The 18,532-nt window shown below is 46.5% G+C and carries 16 protein-coding genes and 1 pseudogene; 2 read left to right on the top strand and 15 right to left on the bottom strand.

Translation table 11 applies throughout. From position 1 onward, the window contains the following. Positions 1-3: 3 nt before the first annotated feature. The 14 genes and pseudogenes from ACI48J_RS13365 to ACI48J_RS13300 all read right to left on the bottom strand — a co-directional run bounded on the left by ACI48J_RS13365 (position 4) and on the right by ACI48J_RS13300 (position 14,510). Positions 4-915 carry an ABC transporter permease subunit gene (locus ACI48J_RS13365; protein WP_405083142.1) on the bottom strand — a complete coding sequence of 304 codons (912 nt, stop codon included), beginning with the start codon at positions 913-915 and terminating at the stop codon, positions 4-6. A 12-nt stretch (positions 916-927) separates the two neighbouring features. Further along, positions 928-1,854 carry an ABC transporter permease subunit gene (locus ACI48J_RS13360; RefSeq protein WP_036740357.1) on the bottom strand — a complete coding sequence of 309 codons (927 nt, stop codon included), beginning with the start codon at positions 1,852-1,854 and terminating at the stop codon, positions 928-930. A 181-nt stretch (positions 1,855-2,035) separates the two neighbouring features. Next, positions 2,036-3,637 (bottom strand): ABC transporter substrate-binding protein, encoded by a 1,602-nt coding sequence (locus ACI48J_RS13355; protein ID WP_405083141.1) that lies wholly within the window; start codon positions 3,635-3,637, stop codon positions 2,036-2,038. A gap of 72 nt (positions 3,638-3,709) precedes the next feature. Next, the gene (locus ACI48J_RS13350; protein ID WP_405083140.1) at positions 3,710-4,726 is read right to left on the bottom strand and encodes an asparaginase; all 1,017 of its coding nucleotides are present in this window, start codon (positions 4,724-4,726) and stop codon (positions 3,710-3,712) included. Between the two features lie 54 nt (positions 4,727-4,780). Next, a complete protein-coding gene (locus tag ACI48J_RS13345; RefSeq protein WP_405083139.1) occupies positions 4,781-5,938 on the bottom strand; it encodes an ROK family protein in 1,158 nt (385 codons plus the stop codon). An 879-nt stretch (positions 5,939-6,817) separates the two neighbouring features. Beyond that, positions 6,818-7,585, bottom strand: coding sequence for an SDR family oxidoreductase (locus ACI48J_RS13340; RefSeq protein ID WP_405083138.1), 768 nt, complete (start codon positions 7,583-7,585; stop codon positions 6,818-6,820). Between the two features lie 186 nt (positions 7,586-7,771). Continuing rightward, positions 7,772-7,951 (bottom strand): helix-turn-helix domain-containing protein, encoded by a 180-nt coding sequence (locus tag ACI48J_RS13335; protein ID WP_405083137.1) that lies wholly within the window; start codon positions 7,949-7,951, stop codon positions 7,772-7,774. 427 nt (positions 7,952-8,378) lie between these two features. Then, on the bottom strand, positions 8,379-8,966 hold the full coding sequence (locus tag ACI48J_RS13330; protein WP_405083136.1) for a DUF1349 domain-containing protein: 588 nt from the start codon (positions 8,964-8,966) through the stop codon (positions 8,379-8,381). Positions 8,967-9,112: 146 nt separating this feature from the next. After that, positions 9,113-9,712, bottom strand: a pseudogene (locus tag ACI48J_RS13325) (amidohydrolase family protein); the annotation flags it as partial. Positions 9,713-10,143: 431 nt separating this feature from the next. Then, positions 10,144-10,656 carry an NADPH-dependent FMN reductase gene (locus tag ACI48J_RS13320; RefSeq protein ID WP_405083225.1) on the bottom strand — a complete coding sequence of 171 codons (513 nt, stop codon included), beginning with the start codon at positions 10,654-10,656 and terminating at the stop codon, positions 10,144-10,146. A gap of 63 nt (positions 10,657-10,719) precedes the next feature. Next, positions 10,720-10,884 carry a zinc-binding dehydrogenase gene (locus ACI48J_RS13315; RefSeq protein ID WP_405083135.1) on the bottom strand — a complete coding sequence of 55 codons (165 nt, stop codon included), beginning with the start codon at positions 10,882-10,884 and terminating at the stop codon, positions 10,720-10,722. Positions 10,885-11,358: 474 nt separating this feature from the next. Then, a complete protein-coding gene (locus ACI48J_RS13310) occupies positions 11,359-12,552 on the bottom strand; it encodes a winged helix-turn-helix domain-containing protein (protein ID WP_405083134.1) in 1,194 nt (397 codons plus the stop codon). Then, on the bottom strand, positions 12,549-12,746 hold the full coding sequence (locus ACI48J_RS13305; RefSeq protein ID WP_405083133.1) for a hypothetical protein: 198 nt from the start codon (positions 12,744-12,746) through the stop codon (positions 12,549-12,551). The genes ACI48J_RS13310 and ACI48J_RS13305 overlap by 4 nt, the downstream gene beginning before the upstream one ends. Before the next feature lie 261 nt (positions 12,747-13,007). After that, positions 13,008-14,510: an alpha/beta hydrolase family protein gene (locus tag ACI48J_RS13300; RefSeq protein WP_405083132.1), complete on the bottom strand. Its 1,503-nt coding sequence runs from the start codon at positions 14,508-14,510 to the stop codon at positions 13,008-13,010. A 479-nt stretch (positions 14,511-14,989) separates the two neighbouring features. Here ACI48J_RS13300 and ACI48J_RS13295 point away from each other — a divergent pair, with 479 nt between their 5' ends. After that, on the top strand, positions 14,990-16,372 hold the full coding sequence (locus tag ACI48J_RS13295) for an SMI1/KNR4 family protein (protein ID WP_405083131.1): 1,383 nt from the start codon (positions 14,990-14,992) through the stop codon (positions 16,370-16,372). A gap of 98 nt (positions 16,373-16,470) precedes the next feature. Here ACI48J_RS13295 and ACI48J_RS13290 read toward each other — a convergent pair whose 3' ends face one another. Next, positions 16,471-17,826 carry a D-serine ammonia-lyase gene (locus ACI48J_RS13290; RefSeq protein ID WP_405083129.1) on the bottom strand — a complete coding sequence of 452 codons (1,356 nt, stop codon included), beginning with the start codon at positions 17,824-17,826 and terminating at the stop codon, positions 16,471-16,473. A gap of 149 nt (positions 17,827-17,975) precedes the next feature. On the opposite strand from ACI48J_RS13290, the gene ACI48J_RS13285 reads away from it, so the two are divergent. Then, complete coding sequence (locus ACI48J_RS13285) at positions 17,976-18,521, top strand: cupin domain-containing protein (RefSeq protein WP_405083128.1); 546 nt, start codon at positions 17,976-17,978, stop codon at positions 18,519-18,521. Positions 18,522-18,532: the final 11 nt, after the last annotated feature.

The raw sequence follows: 18,532 nt of genomic DNA, 5'->3' as shown, positions 1-18,532 counted from the left end.
CCTTTAATTTTTCGTCTTGGGATCCAGCGCATCACGCAGTCCGTCCCCAACCAGGTTAAAAGCAAGTACAGCCAGAAAGATCGCTACCCCGGGAAAATACACAATGTGCGGAGCGATGCTCAAATAGTCGCGCCCCATGCTCAGCATCGCGCCCCAGTCCGGTTCGGTCGGCTTCGCCCCCATACCCAGGAAGCTCAAGGAGGATGCCGCCAGAATCGCACCGCCGATCTTCATCGTTACGTTCACGATCACACTCGGCACGGTCTGCGGAAAAATATGCTGCCATATAATGCGCACGTTCTTCGCGCCCATCGAGCGGGCTGCTTCCACAAATAAAGTCTCTTTGGCGCTTAAGGTGACACTGCGGATAATCCGCGCAAATGACGGCGTGCCAAACACGGCAACGGCAATGACCACATTGGACAGTCCCGGGCCCAGAATCGCCACAATCCCGATGGCCAGCAGCAGATCCGGGAAGGAGAACAGCACATCGCTGCCCCGCATGATGAGCCGGTCGAGCCAGCCTCCGTAATATCCGCTGAGCAATCCAAGCACGGTACCCAGCACAGCCGCAATCAACACGGAACTCAAGCTGACCGCCAAGGTCAACCTTGTTCCGTCAAGCAGTCGGCTCAGGATATCCCTGCCGTATTCATCGGTTCCGGCCCAATGGGCGGCCGATGGACCAGTCATGAGCGCATCATAATCCGGCGCATTCGGATCATAAGGTGTAAGATGCGGACCGAAGATCGCTATAACCGTCAGAAAAATAATAAAAATGCCTGCTGCAAGCGACCCTCTCTGCTTGCTGAACTTACTAAAGAACTCCGCTGTACGGCCTTTGGTCAGCTTCGTCACCAGAGTCACACCCGCCCCTGAGGAGTCGGCTCCCATCACCGTTGTATTGTTGTCCATCCTGTTCCCCTCCTAGCTAGACGCATACCTGATTTTCGGATTCAGCACACCGTACAGCATATCAACGATAAGATTAATAAGTATGAATTGGGTCGCAAACAGTAGTAGCAGCGCTTGAATCACGGTATAATCCCGAAAAGAAATCGAATCCACAAGCAGCCTTCCAAGACCCGGAATACTGAATACCGTCTCCACCATCACGGAGCCGCCCAGCAGGAACCCGAATTGCAGACCCGCCACAGTGACAACCTGAATCAGCGAGTTTCGCAGCGCATGCCGTCCAACCACGACGAACTCTCTAAGCCCTTTCGAACGTCCCGTCCGGATATAATCTTCCCGCATCGTCTCCAGCATGGATGAGCGGGAGAACCGGGCAAGCATGGACATAATTCCCGCTCCAAGTGTGAGGGAAGGCAGGATATAGGACTTCCAGGAATCCACTCCGCCGGTAGGGAACCAGCCGAGCTGTACCGAGAAGATCTGAATCAGCACCAGCCCCAGCCAAAAGCCTGGAATCGAGATGCCTGAAATTGCGGTCAGCATGCCCACGTAATCCGGCCACCGGTTGCGGTTAACCGCAGAGATCGTACCGATCAGCAGACCGATGATTAATGCCCAGCCCAAGCTCAAAAACGTTAAAATAAGGGTTGGCGTCAATCTGCTCATCAGCATGTCGGACACCGGCAGGCCGGACCGCAGAGAACTGCCCAGATCGCCATGCAACAGCTTGCCCATATAATTGAAATATTGCTGCCATAGCGGCAGATCCAGCCCGAGTTGTGCCCGTATGCCGTTAATCTCCTCCAGCGTGGCTTCCTTGCCCGCGACAAGCCGGGCCGGATCGCCGGGGATTAAGTGTATGAACATGAAGACCAGCACCGATACGACAAACAGCAGCGGAATGACTCCAAGTAGTCTTTGTAGCGCGTATCTTCCCATCATTGAGCCCCCTTCATTGAACAAGTACATAAGAGGGGCCGCTCCTCAGCTACAGACAGAAACGGCCCCTTTCTTTGCAACAACAACCCCAAGCTATTGCTTGCTGAGTGCTTCTAGCTTCTTACTTTCTGCTTCTTTCTCCCTGCTCGTATCCCGGGACTTGTTCGTCCTTAAGTAACGATTACTTCACTTCCACATTACGAACGCTGATGGAGCCGTCCGGTAATACTTTTACGCCGCTCAGGCTGGATCTCTTGCCTGAAATCACCTGATCCACACCCATGAAGGCCCAAGGGGCATCCGCCCAGATTGTTTTTTGAATATCCGCATAAATGGATTTTGCTTTTTCTGGATCGGTCGCCTTGTTGGCATCGGCGATCCACTGATCCACGTTCGGATTCTTATAGTACGCCGTATTGGCTCCTGCCGGAGGGAACATTTCGCTGCTGAACAGACCTCTTGTAGCGCCGTCTGCGTCACCGGAAGACGGGGACCAGCTCACATACCACATTTGGATCTTGGCCTGCTCTGGTGTAGCAGCGGAGTTAATCTGCTGAGACAAGGTACCGCCTTCCATCGACTTCACATCCAGCTTGATGCCAACAAGAGCCAATTGCTGCTGAATGAACTGCATGCCTTTCATTGTCTCGGAATCATTCTCGCCCCAGATCTCAGCCGTGAAGCCATCAGGATAACCGGCTTCTGCAAGCAGGCTCTTTGCTTTCTTCACATCGTAGTCATAACCGCTCTGCTGGGAGTAGTACTGCGTCTTGGATGACATGGTAGAATCCAGCTTCACACCCAGACCGGATTTGACGACTTTGATGTAAGCTTCTTTGTTAATCGCATAGTTAATCGCTTGACGAACCTTCACATCATCGAACGGCTTCTTCATCGTGTTGAGTGTGACGTAACGGACAATTGTGGAATCCGTTTTATCTATCACAATATTGCTGTCCCCCTCTACTTGGGAGACTTGTTCAGTTGGCATCGGATAGATGAAATCCGCTTCCCCTGTCTTCAGCATCGCAATCCGGGAACCGTTCTCCGGTACCGGCTTGAAGGTGATGCTCTCCACCTTCGGCAGATCCTTTTGCCAGTAATCCCGGTTCTTCACCACCACAAGGCGGTCGCCCTGCACCCATTCCTTAAATTTGAAAGGGCCTGTACCTACCGGATTTTTACCGATATTCTCGCCCTGCTCCTTCAGTGCTTTAGGGCTTACGATCAGGGCCATCGCCATTTTGTTCAGGAAGGCGTTATACGGTTCGCTTAAGGTGATGACTACGGTTTTGGCATCCGGAGCCTCAACTTTGCTGACTTTGGCGAAGCTCTTGCGCATCTTCAGGTTGTTCTTCTCATCACGGATGCGGTCCAGATTTACCTTAACTGCTTCGGCATTGAAATCCGTACCGTCGTGGAATTTGATGTTCTGCTTCAATGTAAACGTGTATACCAGACCGTCATCACTAATTTTGTAGGAGTCGGCCAGCACTGGAACGATTTTCATGTTCTCGTCGAAGCCCATCAGGCCTTCAACCATGGTTCTTGCTCCGGTAATCGAATGAGTATCGCTCGTGTTGTGAGGGTCCAGTGTAATAAAGTTAGCATTAATGGCAATAACAACATCTTTTTTGTTTTTGGATACGGTCTGGGTACCTTCACTCTTGCCCGTATTCGCACTTTCCTTGCCAGTCTCCGTATTGCCTCCGCAGCCTGCGGCAACTGCCGCGAAGACCAGCAGCAGCATTAGTGTGGACCACATTTTCCCTTGAACCTTCATTCGTCTCACTCCTCAAAAGTAGTTAATATAGAATCGCTCCATGTCCGGTATACTTACTTGCGGGATTGGAGGTTATTCCCTGGATGAAGGCTTCAGTTCGAACACCGCCCGGCGTTCTCCTACTTCCGTTCCCCCGTCATTGACGATGGAATTCGGTACAAGCTTGTATAAGCGGTTAATTGTCTCTTGATTGCTGTAGCCGAGGCGCTCGAGGATCGAAGCGATAATGCACGGCCACACCTGTTCGGAACCGTCGGAAACCTTAAGGGAGATTCCGAGTCTTTCGTTTCTCAGCCCAATGCCGTACACTCCTTTTGCGCCGCCTTTGGCCGACAGGTTCGGGTCCTTGAGCAGCTCCGAGCAGACGAACCGGGTATCCGCGATCATATCGGGGTACTCATTCATCAGCCGGGCGATCCGGGCCGCCGCCTCCCGTGTTTCCTTATCTTCAATGAGGTCCGGACAGGCCAGCTTCAGGAAGGAATAGGCGATCTTGTGCAGCGGTAATGCAAAGATCGGCAGTCCGCAGCCGTCAATCCCTTGCGGGATCGAAGCTTCGGGAACCTCTGCAATATAAGCAAGGATCTCCACAATCTCCTTCTGAACAGGATGCTCAGGTTCGTAATACGTCCGCTCATCCCAGCCCATATGCTTGCTCAGCGCAATAAGTCCGGTATGCTTGCCCGAGCAGTTATGGAAGATTCTCCGCTTAGGTTCGCGGTCCCGGTGGCGCTCGGCCTTCGCATCTTCATTGAGCGGATACGACTCACAGCAGTGCAGCCCTTCCTCCTTGATGCCTGTCTTCAGAAGCATGGATTCCAGCGCATCAATATGAAAGCGCTCTCCACGATGGGATGCAGAAAACAAGGCCGCCTCCTGTCCGGTGAGTCCGTACACCTCGTCTACTTTTCTTTTCATAACCGGAAGCGCCTGGAACGGCTTGGCAGCCGACCTTAGAAACGTGAGATGTCCAGGGTCACCTGCCGAATAGAGGATTCGGCCCTTCTCATCCACGATGCTGACCGCTCCGTAATGCACGTTCTCCAGCACACCGCCGCGGTACTCCTCAACTAATGGTGTAAATCTCATCGTTGTCCCCTCCTTAATGTCCAATCCTGCTCTCCCCTTCTTAACTGCTCTGACTTATTCCAATGCAAAAAAACAGTTTTGCGAAATCAATCCCGAGCCGATGACTACGCCCTGCTCATGCAGTTCAGACTTCAGAATCCGGAAGGCACCCCTGAGGGGCTCCCACACATATTTCGAATAACACAGGTCGACCACCTCATCGAGGATCTCCGGGAATTTGTCGGTCAGTTCCCCGCTAAGGATGACACTGTCCGGGTTGTACATGCAGACCACATTGTTAATGGTGATCGCCATGTACATCAGCGCTCGTTCGATCAGATGCAGTGCCCAGCGTTCCCCTGCCTTCTTGGCTTCAAAAAGGTCCTCGATTGAGCGGACCGGCCGTATCTTGTTCGCTTCCGACAGCAATGATTTGATATTGATGTAAGTCTGAAGGCAGCCCGCCTTCCCGCAGTCGCACAGCATGCCGTTCGGATCAATCGTCGTATGGCCGATTTCACCGGCGCTGTTCGTCCTGCCCCGGTAGATCTCCCCTTCCATGATGAACGCCGAACCTACTCCATTCCCGAAACCAAGCAGGACGGTCCGCTGTGAGCCAATCGCCGCGCCCTTCATATGCTCGGCCAAGGCCTTGGCCTTGAGCTCGTTGTCCACCGCCACATCATAACCAGTGATTTCTTTAAGCCGTTCAGCAAGCCGGACATTTCTCCAACCGAGCTGTACGGAGAACATAACTTCTCCCGTGTCATTATCTATAATCCCGGGAAGGCCTACACCAACTCCGATGATCCGCTCACAGTCGATCTCATTGGATTTCGTAAGCTGGTCAATCTCTGTTCCAACGCGTTCCAGCGTAACTTCGGGACTCTCTTCCACTGACCGCGGATATTGGCTCATGGCTACAACATTTCCCTGCAAATCCACAATGCCGATATTCACTTGATGGCGATCCAGCTCAACGCCTACCGAGAGCACGGCGGCATCTACCATTTCAAGCAGCGTGGACTTCCTGCCGAGCCCGGCAGAGACCTGTTCGGACTCCAGCAGATACCCTTCCTCTGTAAGCTCTGCCACAATGCGGCTTACCGTAGTCGGGCTCATCCCGGTCTGCTTGGCAATGGAAGCCCGGGAGATGGGCTGCTGGTGCTTGATGATCTCAAACACCGTCAGCCGATTCTGGCGTTTCATAAAATCTTGGTCATGTTTTTTCACTTTTCATTCTCCATTATTTTTACCAATGAATTAATTAATGAGGATTTTGACTGTAAACTGATGCTTTTAACGAATATTCAACGAAAACTCTGTCTAATTTATCTTTATATTCTCCAGTGATATTTATAATAATAGTCACAGCCTTATATGGTGTCAATATAAATAACATGAATTATGAATAAAATTTTTAAAGCAAAATGTAAGCGATTAAATTTAAGGGGTATTATATTTAAATGATCAAAATGATTATTAAGCCGCATATACATAACATGAATATGACATATGAAACTATTTTTAGCCTTCATAACCGCAAGTGACTAGAATACACACGATCAATTGAACCTTGAATTTCAATAGATTTTAGCTGGATATGTAAGGTGATATGCCTAGTAGGTAAGATTTTTACCACGGAGAAATTAATTGGAGGTAATGGCATTCTACTGCCGGAAAGCTAGGCGAGAAGCTGCGTTGAGAGAAAGTCTTAAGGCCCCTCGATGGAAGCTTAAGGAAATCTTTATCTTTTCCCCACATCATCTTAAATGTTGTGCTTTAGCTTTTAGAGGCAGGACAAAGACCAGCACGAAACGGGGAATTGCAATGCATACGCCGGCCCCTATGACGGTCACGTCCCGTCCGGCAAGCCGTTCTCTTTGCTTCTTGAGAAAGATCCTCAATTAGGGGAAATGATATATGTTCTTGTCCCAATACGGCAAACGAATATAAGCCGACATCCCTTTTCGCTTTGCCAAAAAAATAACAGCTTTGCTGCCGGCAAAGCTGCTCTGTGTGTTTGATTATTTTTGAAGCAGTCGCATTCCTTTTGTTTTACCAAGCTTTTTGGCCTTTTCTAACATGCAACCTAGTCGTGTATGGATCAATTTACAATTCTTCAAGCATGTATTTCATTGTGTTGTACATTTTTTCACCGAACTCGTCAATTTCATCTCGGGACATGCGCATCGCGCTTGCAGAAGTGCCATATCCAATTTCCTTCTCGCCTTCCTCCAGTCCTTTGAATATCCCGTCTGTGAAAGCATCTAACGGTACGCCTTGCGCGTGTAAGCCTGCTCCCCCTAAGTCCGTATTCACTGCAGGAGGAACGACTTCAATCACTTCTACAGATGTATCGGCAAGCTGACGTCTTAGACTCATGGTAAATGAATGGAGGGCCGCTTTCGTGGCTGAATATACAGGGGCAAACATAGCGGGCGTAAAAGCTAGCCCCGATGTAACGTTAAGGATCGCTGCCTTTTCTTTTTTAGCAAAGAATGGTGCAAACAACATGGAAAGATGGATAGGTGCTTCAATATTGGACTTGATTTCTTTACTGAAATAAGACCAATTATCCTTTGCTTCTGCTTTTAGGATATTGAAACGTTGTTGAATCCCTGCATTGTTCACTAATACATTTACATTCGGGTAATTAGTGGTTACCCATTCAAACAAAGCTAAACGTTCGGATTCAACCGTTAAATCGCATACACGTGTAATGACGTCTGGAAGGTCTTCTTTGGCTTGTTTAAGAACATCCTCGCGCCGTCCGCAAATAATGACTTGATTTCCTTCTTTGACAAATCGTTCTGCAAATGCCAGCCCGATACCAGAACCTCCACCAGTAATAAGTATAGTATTTCCTGAACGTTTCATACTCTTCCACTCCTTTTTTATTAGTAAACAGTTCAAAACTCCTTCAATTATGGATTCATTTCCCTTGCATCAGTTCGGAGATGCGTTCTTTCGGAACCCTTCCATGAAATAAATTCATTACGGTTTCTGAGGAAAGCCGCCAAAAAGGCTTAAAAGCTTGTACTGGAGTTGAATTGGCTAACAACTTTATCGATTTTGGATGGGAAAATTTCCTTCAAATTGGGAACGAGAAGTGATAATAACAATTTGTCTTTCGTTCCGTAATTTTTGAAGATGCTCGCTTCCAACCTCGGCGGCTTTAGCGATTTCTGCCGTTGAAGTGTTAGAATACCCTTTCTCGGCAAATAATCGAATCGCCGTTTCCACAATCCTTCGTTGTTTTGAAGGTTTGCTCTCCCTTGTTTCACTTTTGTAGGTCCTCGAACAAGTTGTGAACCGACTAATTAATCAGGCTGTAGTCAGCTTCCAGCCGTTCAATTCCACTCAAATATTTACGATTCAATCCAATGTTTTGATTATAGTAGTAGAAGAACATGAAGAATAAAGAAAAATCGACCTCTTAGAGTACGGTTCCAGATTGCAGATAAACTCCGTTATTCCGGATAGAATAACGGAGTTTCGGGTACCTGTCTGCGGCTGCCCAATCGTACAAAGCACGATAAGCGTAACTGATGCTGTCGTAGCTTCCACGGTGCAGGGTTCTAATACAAGGTATCTCAACATCCGTGCGATATTTTGTTGATTTTAGAGAATTCGCCAATGTTATATTCCCATTCGCTGCCTCCCCTTCCACTCATTCATGAGCTTTCCACATGCATTCCATGATCTCCATCCCACTAAAAACAGATGTGAACGAAGAATTCTCGGGGCTGCACGCATACATTCCCAGTTGAATTTCCCCGCCTCCCTCAAATAAATGAAAAATACGCATTTGTTTATATTCTACTCCGTCATAGGAGTTCTCGATGCAGAAATCACGATTGCGCCGGCTAATTCTGTAAAACATAACTTTAATACTACCGTCAATATCTGTCGTCGCCCAATCGGAAAATCCGTTGTTCGTCACTACACTGCCTAATCGTTGGTATTGTTCATTTTCGTACTCAATGGAAGCCTTGAACCAATTGTCGCTGTTTTGGTAGATCACTACACCGCATTGATCAAACCGATTTTTAGTATCAAACTCTGTTCGAACCACAAATGAAAAGTAAGGTTCATGAATCTTAAATAACAGAGCCGGTGCGTTATCGTTTCTAAAACCGTAGTACGTACGCTGCCAGAAGTCCGTTCCAGGCTCTGTTTGAATTACAACTTCATTTCCTCGAATCGAATAACTCGTGGGCTCATTTAACCAAAATAATTGACTTGAATCGTATTTCATGAACTGTCCCTCCTGCTCAAACGATAGGTTAAATTAGGTTAAATGCGGTGGTTAAAAACGTTTTTTATGGCAATACCAGCTTCAGTGATATATAAGCATAACGAATAATAGATCGGTCCAGGTGATCCTGCAGTACAGATCGATCGTTATCCGACCAAGGGGGCGATTTTGGGAAACACCCGCAAGGCAGTCCGATAAAAGACATCCTCGTGACAGGATTCGGGAATCAGTTCCCGCACGAATTGCAAATAAGGTTCTACCGGGGCGAGCGGCCAGTCGGTGCCGAACAGCATTTTTTCGTTTTGGCCGCAGTAAGCCAGCGCTTGACGCAAATGGGCGAATACGAGCGGCGAATCTTTCAGCCGCGCGCATTCGGCGGCATGGCCGACGATCAGACCGGATAGATCGGCGAATACGTTGCGGTTTTTATATACGACTTCCGCTCCGTCTAGCACCCACGGGTCGCCCAAATGGGCCATCATGAAATTGACTTCGCGATGCTCGACGGCCACTTCGTCTACCGTCAACGGGTGCGCATATTTCAACAAGCCGCGTTCCGAGTACGTATCGCTTGTATGGAATACGACCGGCACTTTATATTGTTTCGCCAACTCATATACCGGCTGATAGACGCTGTCATAGGCATAGAACGGATAATAGCCGAGGTATATTTTGATCCCGACCGCCTCCGGCCGCTGCAAAGCCCGTTCCAGCTCGCCCAGTCCGGCGTTGTCCAGTTTGAAGGGAAACCTTTTTCAATTCTTTTCGACTGACGGCAAGCGATTTGTCACTATATCAAATATACCACATACTGGAACTGCACTTATCGATGGCTGAAATAAGGCAAATGACGTAAGACCAGAACCGTTTATCGAGGTCGTATGCCATGAACATGGTTTACTGGTACTTTTCAGATTCTCCTTTCAACCAGAGCTTATTGTTTTGCGCAGTGTATTGCTCCGATTGGATTAACAACTCCACAAGCTCTGATTTCGTAAGCTTCATGTACCTCCTTCGAGCCTTTTGCTGACGGTTACTGATCACTGAATGGCAAGAATTCGGAAGACTGCAGCACGATTGGAAAGAAGAGTAGGTAAAAAATATTCAAAAATAAACAGCACGTCCCGCAAAAAAAAGACCCTATCGAGCACGGCTCTGATGTGGTCTTTTCGTTAACTTAACTTGTACGCAAGCTCTTCAAAACGCCACTCCAAGCGATAACTTGGTCCAGCATCGCGTTGACGTTATTCGCGTGCAAGTCGGATGGTTTGAACGTTTTGTATTGTTCGAATTCTGTAAAAAGGGAAAAGGTCGGATTCACACGGACATCGGCTACCGACAATTCGCCCAATATGCCCCGCAAATGCTCTGCAGCGCGAGCGCCACCCGCCGAACCGTAGCTTATGATGCCGGCTGCTTTTTTGTTCCACTCTTTGTACGCGGAATCAAGTGCATTTTTCAATGCGCCCGTAATGCTATGATTATATTCCTGAACGATAAAGACATACCCGTCGAGCCGATCGATTGTTTGCTGCCATGCCTTGGAGCCAGGCTCTTCCCCGTTTCCTTCCCCGTAGAAAGGCAATTGATACTCGCGGATATCGACGATTTCGTATTCCGCATCCGCTCGCTCGTCCGTTATACCTTTCACCCATTCGCCTACTTGCGGACTAACCCTGCCCTGCCTCATGCTTCCAAGAATAATCCCGATTCTTAAGTTTCCTTTATCCACAGTTGTTATCCTCCTCAATAGTCACTCCATAGTAAGAACGATTTTACCGCGGCCGTGCCTGGTCTCGATCAATCGATGAGCCGCTTCGGCCTGCTTAAGAGGGAATTGGGCGTAGCTTTGTTCGGCTGTAAGAGCGGCGAAGAGGCTGGCCTTAAGCTGCTGCGGGTCGAGTCCCCTGCTTGCCAACGGAGCTACCGGGTCTATTGGTCGGAGAACCGCTATTTTTCCCTGGCGGCGCGCAAGTTTCTTGACTTTATCGCAGATTATTTTAAGTAAGAAGGAAGAGGGCTGCCGTATTGAGAAGCGAACAAGAGATAATGAACATGGTTATTAAGGAAAGCGGAAGAACTAGACTTGTCTTGAGGCAAGATGTTGAGGAAAGGAAACAAGAGGCGGCCAAACTAAAAGAAAAATAGGCCTTTAGATGTCTGAACCTTGTATGTTCCTCCAAACGAAAAGATTTAGAAGCAAAGGAGCAACACCTATTAATTAGGCATTGCTCCTTTCTTTCACTTTTATCAAGTTATGCAGCGGCATGGCAATCATATTTTTTCGTACTTTTAAATTGCTGCAGAAGTTCCGACATTCGAGAGTTGAGCGTCTGTTCTTCTTTAGTCATGCGCTCGTCTCTCCCCTTTTTTTCCTGCAGGCTTAGGAAGCTCAGTTCATAGACGCTGTCGAAATCGTCTCGCATCCGTTGAATAATGCAAAATTTTGAAAACAATTGTTCAAGGCTGTTCGCAATTGCTTTGTTGGCTTTATGTCGTTCTCGTACCAGACATTTTTAACAATGAGAGTCCCGGTTTTTCGCTCCGCGATTATTTCGGCTCGTCCGATGAGGCTTTCTCCGTATATTAAAGGCAGCACATAATAGCCGAATTTTCGTTTGATTGCAGGCGTGTAAATCTCCCAGGTGTAATCGAATCCAAACAATTCGTTGATCAGTTTTCTGTCCCATATGAAATTATCTAGTGGGGCAATCAGCTCGCAGCGCCATTTCGGCGCTGGATTTTGCAGCACGGTTTCAATAAGCGGCAAGTCCTCCGAGCGGCAATAAAGTATATCCTTCATTTGTTCCACGGCAACAGCAACAATGCGAGCTTCGTGCGACAGTTGGCGGAAAACCTCGTTGCGCTGCTCCGCTTTCAATCCCCATATGTTCAGCCAGGCATCGGATGCGCGGTTCCATAAAAGGCCAACAGCGCCGATTCGACGCAGTACCCGCCATTTGTGATGCTCAAGCTCGTTCTCCAGCGGCTCCGGCGCATTCAGCAGATTTGGCTGTATGTACTTCCCTGCGATATCGTAATATTTACGTGTTCCTTTTTTGTGATGTATAATCAACTCGCCTGTCGAGTACATCTGCTCCAGCACCGACCGGGATGTGTTGTTTCCGCTGCTCCAGTGGATGGCCGATCGCCAAGCGAAATTTCCATCCAATTTTAGATCATCCGAACTTAGCGGACCGTGATTTTGGATGTGAGCTCGTACTTGCTCTATCAACGCTTCCATTTCGGGATAACGCTCGGCATGTTGTCGGGCAGCCTGCCTGTACCGCTCAAAATACGGCCAGTCCCCAACAGGGATAATGGCCAAATTCTTGTCGGGATAATCGACAAGGATTCTATCTTGATACAGCAACTCGGCGAGCATGTTCTTGGTAAATCCTTTGATTCGCGACTGCAACACCAGTTCGGCGTTTTTTCCGCAAATATCGATGGGATCGTATTGAATACAGCCGACCTGCCGCACAAAATCCAATACTCCCTGCTTTCCGGCAAAACGATATTCGCCCAACAACCCGTGTTTCAATAGCAGAAATTGCCTTGCCTGGCGGTTCGTCAATTGGATCATGTAAACATCCGCTCCTTAACGAAACAAACGGGAGCCGTTTGCACATGATGATGGATGGCGAGATTGCTTATGTCAATAAAGTTACTATTTGCTTCTTTCCGTAAGGATGGCATCCATTGGGGAGCTTCATTAGCAAACACCTTTCCTGATTTTCCGATAACCGAAAATTGATTTTTTTCAATGATCTCAACCATGCCTATTCCCCCTAGCGTTACATAAAACAAACACACGTTCTCGTAAAATATTACCATTATCCCGAGCATAAAAACAAGAGCTATTGAAAATACGGCCCGTTCACGCAATGAAGCTGCCGTTCGCCGCGGCAGCTTCATCTAATTTGTGTATTGAGCTAAAGTTTCCTAGAGAAGCAGCCTCTATTACACAGCTTATCGTTCTCTTTTAGAATATAATTTCGATTCTTGTTCCGCTATGAAACTCGCTCGCAATTCCGTGATCTATAATAGCGAAGTTACGAACTTCACCTCCGGAAAGCGGCTATCCTCTCCTTTCATTAAGTGTCCGCCTTGATTTTTCAGATACATATCGAAGAAATCCAGCATATAGGCATTGATAACGGAGTTTGCTCTTTCGGGCGCAATCTTTCCGGTAATGCCCAGCAACTTAAATATCGGAGAAAGGAACTGTATGTCGGTAAAATTCAGATGCTCCGTATTGTCGATATAGAGGAATTGCCCCCCTGAAGCAACCGTTTCGCGCATCCGTTCAAGCTCCAACTTTTTATCTTCCGTTACTTGATCCTCCCACTCTCTTGTGTTGCCCATACGTTGAAGCTCTGCCTCCGTGTAGGCGTGGTTATCCATCACCATCTTTAATCTTCCGAATTCGCTTTCCGAGTTCATGAACAAAAACGGCTTTCGCAGACCCTCTCTGTCACGCAATCGATAAAGCCCTCCATCCAAGTCTATTCCAACCGCGATTCGCGGATCGTAAGAAGCGTCATAGGCCGTCGCTCCGCCGATGGAATGACCGAACACCCCGACATGACCGAGATCAATCCTCCCTTTTAGATGACTTGAAATCTGCCCCGATTGGATGAGCTCGAATTGGTCAAGCGCAAACGCCACATCGTCGGTTAGAACTTTTCCCAACTTGTCGCGATTACCTCTTTCCGTCCGGTAATCATGGTCCGGCGAGAATAAGGCGTTGGTTGTGCTGGTCGTGACTCGACCGTCCGGAAACTGGGTTGCAAATGTATTGTAGGTGTGGTCGATCACTGCCACGATATATCCGTGACTCGCGAGATTTTCGGCTTGCGACGTGTGGAGGAACCTGGAAGAGGCGTTGCCTGGATTCGCAAAGATCAGCGGGTATGAAGTCTGTGCCGAAGAGACTCCGGCCCCCGAATAAGCATGACCGGATACGTACTTCAAGTGTTGAAAAGTAAACCCGGGAAGGCCATAGTCCGAGGCCATATAACGTAAAATCCGGGTATCGGGAATATAGGGAGCGTACTTGCCGGTGCCGGCTTGAGCCGGATACCATACCTGAACCATCAATTCTCTCTTACCAACTCTGGTTTTGTCGAAAATCTCTTCCCTATTTGTATCCACGAAATGAAAAGTTTGCGTTCCTACCTTAAATTGACCTGTCGGTTCTGGCAGTTTAAATACAGGAAAAGCATACAGGAGACCCGCTGTTACGACCAGCATTATCGCTATACCGGTATAAGCTGTACCCAACATGAATCGTGGGATTTTTTTGGGGCCGTTTTTTTTAAAATAGCTGGAACCTGAAATGGCTAAAAAAATGATCGTTATGCAATATAGGAAAAATAGCTGAACTCTGTATCCTTCCACCGTCCAATGAATGACCAGTAAAAGTGAGGCGATCCCGCTTGCAACGAATACTGGAATTCTACGCCGTCCTTTTTTTAATAAGACTGTTAACGCAAAGAAGCCGATGTTTGACAATAAAAGCAGCAGTTCAAACAGCCTCATCTCGATTCTCCTTTTAAAAAAATTTATTTACATTTGTTCCAATCTTATCCTGCCAGGCTGGCCTAAGCTATCGATTTACCTTACATCTACCTTACAATTTTGTAATTCGATCTTGCGGTATGGGAGGAATCGTAAAATCCGTACTTCAATGAAAAAGCAGAAAAGCAGACCATTGTTGTGGTCTGCTAGTTCACCTGTCGTTCCCCGTTAGTTGAACAATGGGAACATCCTTATCGAAACGACTTCGTAAAGCGATCTGCTTGCTTCCCGTTTTGAAAACGAATGATCCTATTCATCATCAAGTAACCCAAAGGCGATTTATGCTAAATATCACGAAGCAGTGAAGGATCCAACTCCGCTTTTCCGGACTTTCCTGTTCCGGCTCTGCTGGCATCTCATTATAGATAGTACTATAGTAATGGTAGAGGCTGCCAAGTACAAATGAAGCTATTGTTTAATTAAACATCTTGGAGGTAGAAATGAAAGAAACGCTTACTAATCAACTGAACGAATGGCATGAAGAAGACGAACATCGGAAAATTGTGGATTTGCTGATCGCTATTCCCGATGAAGAACGAGACTATGAAGCGGTCAGTCTCCTGGCCAGAGCCTATAACAATTTGGGGCTTTATGAAGAAGCACTCTGTCAACTTGAGAACATTGCCGAGGCTGGCAAAGAGGATTCCCTCTGGCATTATCGGGCAGGTTTTAGTCTTTATCATCTGAAACGATATGAGGAAGCAGCTCAAGCTTTCCGCAAATCTGAAGAGTTGAAGCCCGGTGATCAAAGTACGGAGTACTATTCGAGACGGAGCATTCAAAAAGCGAAGAAGCAGAAAAGAGAAGCGCTCCGGCTCGCCAACAAGAAAGCTTCCCTGGAGGGGGGCGGTTCGGTCGAGGAGAAGGTTCCTTTTTCAGATGGGTCTCTAGCTGATTTCTGGGATGACAGCGAATACGCAAGAACCTCCTATCAATCTGAGCCGCCTACGGATGAACTAATCGTGTCTATCGAGAAAGAGCTTGGTTACAAGCTTCCCTCCTCTTATATTCAACTGATGAAACAGCAGAATGGCGGTGTATCGCGGAACACTAACTTTCCGACAGAGGAAGCCACTTCATGGGCTGAGGACCACATAGCAATTACGGGCATCATGGGTATTGGGCGTGAGAAAAGCTATTCACTGTGCGGGGATCTGGGCAGTCCGTTTATGATCGAGGAATGGGGATATCCTGACATTGGAGTGGTAATTTGTGATTGTCCCTCGGCAGGTCATGATGTGGTCATGTTAGACTATCGAGCCTGCGGTAGAGAGGGTGAACCTGAAGTCGTTCACGTCGATCAAGAAGATGACTATGAGATTACCTTCCTGGCCGATAATTTTGAAGCGTTTATTAGAGGCTTAGTGAGCGATGAAGAATATGATACTTCTGAGGAAGACAAAGAACATGACTTAAATAAAGTGGCACACGGCAAATTTTCTCCTTTGCTGGAGGAGCTTTGCTCTGGGGCAGTCGAAGTGGAACAAATTGAGCAGAAAATCCGCAGCCTATGTACACGAATTGTTGAAGAAAAAGGCCATTTTTCTTTTCATGCGGATGAATTATCGACTCTCATGTATGATGTGCAGTTTTGGTTATATACGAAGTCATATCCGAACACAAGCCGCGACCAATACGTGGCAGCGTATCCGAACATAATTGTCTTTGGCGGGGAATTCGGACAAGGCGGATATGCCCCCTCCTTTATTACGGATTGGCTTGATCTTCGCATCAAGGAAGGGCGGATCGTACAGGATCACGGAACCATTCGGTTTACCGTTCGCTTTGCTGAGGACGTAATTAAGGAATTAAGAGAAGCCTAATAACGGATCCATCCATGTCTAACAATGAGAAAGAGCTCGCTTCCAAAGCGGGCTCTTCTAATTATGTTATGGCAAAAAAAGCCCCCTCAATTAGGGTTCTATTTTGTCCGTGTTAAATTCAATCCTTTTTGATAATATTGCCTCATCACATCTTCAGGAACCATATTCCCGCCGGTCCCCCAAATAATGTGAGCACCCTTACTCATTTTTTCCGTTAAATTATGCTTGTTTAAATAATCGGTTCCTTCTTTACTTAATTTAATGGGTCCTATCATACCTGCCAGTGCCGAAGGTTCCAAATGAATTCCTTCTGTATCAACTAGTTCCTTTAATAACGTATACAAGTGCTCGTCGCTCACCGTATAATTACCGCTTAGAAACGGTTCTATGGTTTTACCCACAAATCCGGATGGTCTTCCAACAGCAAGTCCGTCAGCGTCTGTTACATTATCAATCCCAATATCTTGCACGGAAATTTTATCGTGAAGTCCGGTCATTAAACCAAGTAACATACATGGAGAGTGGGTTGGTTCCGCAAAGAAACAGTGAACATGATCTTGATACAATAACTTCAAACCAAAAGCTATCCCGCCAGGACCACCACCTACTCCACATGGAAGGTAAACAAACAAAGGATGATTTTCATCAACTGTGATCTCTAACTCTTCTAATTGTTTTTTTAATCGAGATGCTGCTACCGCGTATCCTAAAAATAGGTCATAAGAATTTTCATCATCTACAAAATAACAGGAAGGGTCCCCATCTGCTTGGAGCCGGCCTTGCTCTACTGCTTTACTGTAATCCGATTCATACTCCATAACGTGAACATTTTTGTTTCGAAGTAAGTCTTTTTTCCATTGTTTTGCATCAGCCGACATATGAACAGTCACATTAAAGCCTAACTTCGCACTCATTATGCCTATGCTGAGTCCTAAATTTCCAGTCGAGCCTACTGCGATTGAATATTGGGAGAAGAATGTCCGAAACCTTTCACTATCTAAAATGGAATAGTCATCTTGGATCGTCAACAATTGATGTTGGAAAGCTAATTCTTCCGCATGTTTAAGAACCTCATAAATCCCGCCTCTTGCTTTTATAGACCCCGATATAGGAAGGTGACTATCACACTTAAGCAATAATTCACCTAATAGAGGCTGCTCATAATTCTGCTCTAAGGATTGTTTCATGGAAGGAATTCTCTTTAAAGGAGATTCTATTATTCCATTCATCGTTTTTGTTTCAGGGAAAACCTTGGCAATATACGGAGCAAAACGTTCCAACCTTTCCTCTGCATCCCTAACGTCATCTTGAGTAAGGGGGGATTTTTTAATTCCTGCTTTAAACTTTTCAAGTTTAGGATTTAACCACAATATTTCCTTCGTGGAAATGAGTTTGTTTAGTAAAGGATAGTTTTCTTTCCATGTTTGTAGCTCTCTGAATTCAAACTCTTTCACTTTGTCAATCCCCCTCATTAACTTGATTATAGTCATCAAAACCAGGTAAAATGTAATTTAATATTTATTAAGTACAGTTTAACACGAACCACTTCGATTGTTAAATGATATTTAAATTTGTTTAATTATAGTTAACGGGGTGCATTGGAATGGAAAATATAGATATCGGTAAAAAGGTTGAAAAGTATAGAAAAGCGAAAGGCTTGAGTGTTAGAGAATTAGCAAGGTTAGCTGAAATAACGCCTTCCATGTTGAGCCAAATCGAACGCGGCTTAGCAAACCCTTCTATTCAGACTATTAAGGCTTTAGCGAAATCTCTAGAAGTGCCTACATTTAGTTTTTTCATTGAAGAAACAAACACGGTTGATTTAGTGGTTAGATCTAATAACCGAAAGAAAATGGTCATTGACAACTTATCTTATGAGCTGGTCTCGCCTGATTTCACAGGAAACTTGGCAACAGCAATTATGAATTTCCCACCGAACACCGCTTCATCCGAGAAACAGATGGGGCATAAAGGAGAAGAAATTGCTTTTGTATTAGTGGGGAAAATTAAAGTGTTTCTAGACGATGAAGAATACATATTGGAACCTGGCGATAGTGTAAAAATACCGGCACAAATGAAGCACAAATGGGAAAATAATTTTAACGAACTTGCTTCCATACTTTTTTCGGTGACTCCGCCGGCTTTTTAATTTTGCTTATA

The organism is Paenibacillus chitinolyticus (assembly GCF_045038035.1).
GTDB classification, from domain to species: Bacteria; Bacillota; Bacilli; order Paenibacillales; family NBRC-103111; genus Paenibacillus_F; species Paenibacillus_F chitinolyticus_A.
Note: the sequence above shows the minus strand (reverse complement) of the source record. Positions and strands in the feature narration are given on the sequence as shown.

Bases quoted from the DNA above. Each gene is read 5' to 3' on its own strand.
- ACI48J_RS13360 (WP_036740357.1), bottom strand. From the start codon at position 1,854: ATGGGAAGATACGCGCTACAAAGACTACTTGGAGTCATTCCGCTGCTG.
- ACI48J_RS13300 (WP_405083132.1), bottom strand. From the start codon at position 14,510: ATGAGGCTGTTTGAACTGCTGCTTTTATTGTCAAACATCGGCTTCTTT.
- ACI48J_RS13305 (WP_405083133.1), bottom strand. From the start codon at position 12,746: ATGGTTGAGATCATTGAAAAAAATCAATTTTCGGTTATCGGAAAATCA.
- ACI48J_RS13295 (WP_405083131.1), top strand. From the start codon at position 14,990: ATGAAAGAAACGCTTACTAATCAACTGAACGAATGGCATGAAGAAGAC.
- ACI48J_RS13320 (WP_405083225.1), bottom strand. From the start codon at position 10,656: ATGAGGCAGGGCAGGGTTAGTCCGCAAGTAGGCGAATGGGTGAAAGGT.
- ACI48J_RS13365 (WP_405083142.1), bottom strand. From the start codon at position 915: ATGGACAACAATACAACGGTGATGGGAGCCGACTCCTCAGGGGCGGGT.
- ACI48J_RS13330 (WP_405083136.1), bottom strand. From the start codon at position 8,966: ATGAAATACGATTCAAGTCAATTATTTTGGTTAAATGAGCCCACGAGT.
- ACI48J_RS13310 (WP_405083134.1), bottom strand. From the start codon at position 12,552: ATGATCCAATTGACGAACCGCCAGGCAAGGCAATTTCTGCTATTGAAA.
- ACI48J_RS13340 (WP_405083138.1), bottom strand. From the start codon at position 7,585: ATGAAACGTTCAGGAAATACTATACTTATTACTGGTGGAGGTTCTGGT.
- ACI48J_RS13355 (WP_405083141.1), bottom strand. From the start codon at position 3,637: ATGAAGGTTCAAGGGAAAATGTGGTCCACACTAATGCTGCTGCTGGTC.
- ACI48J_RS13350 (WP_405083140.1), bottom strand. From the start codon at position 4,726: ATGAGATTTACACCATTAGTTGAGGAGTACCGCGGCGGTGTGCTGGAG.
- ACI48J_RS13285 (WP_405083128.1), top strand. From the start codon at position 17,976: ATGGAAAATATAGATATCGGTAAAAAGGTTGAAAAGTATAGAAAAGCG.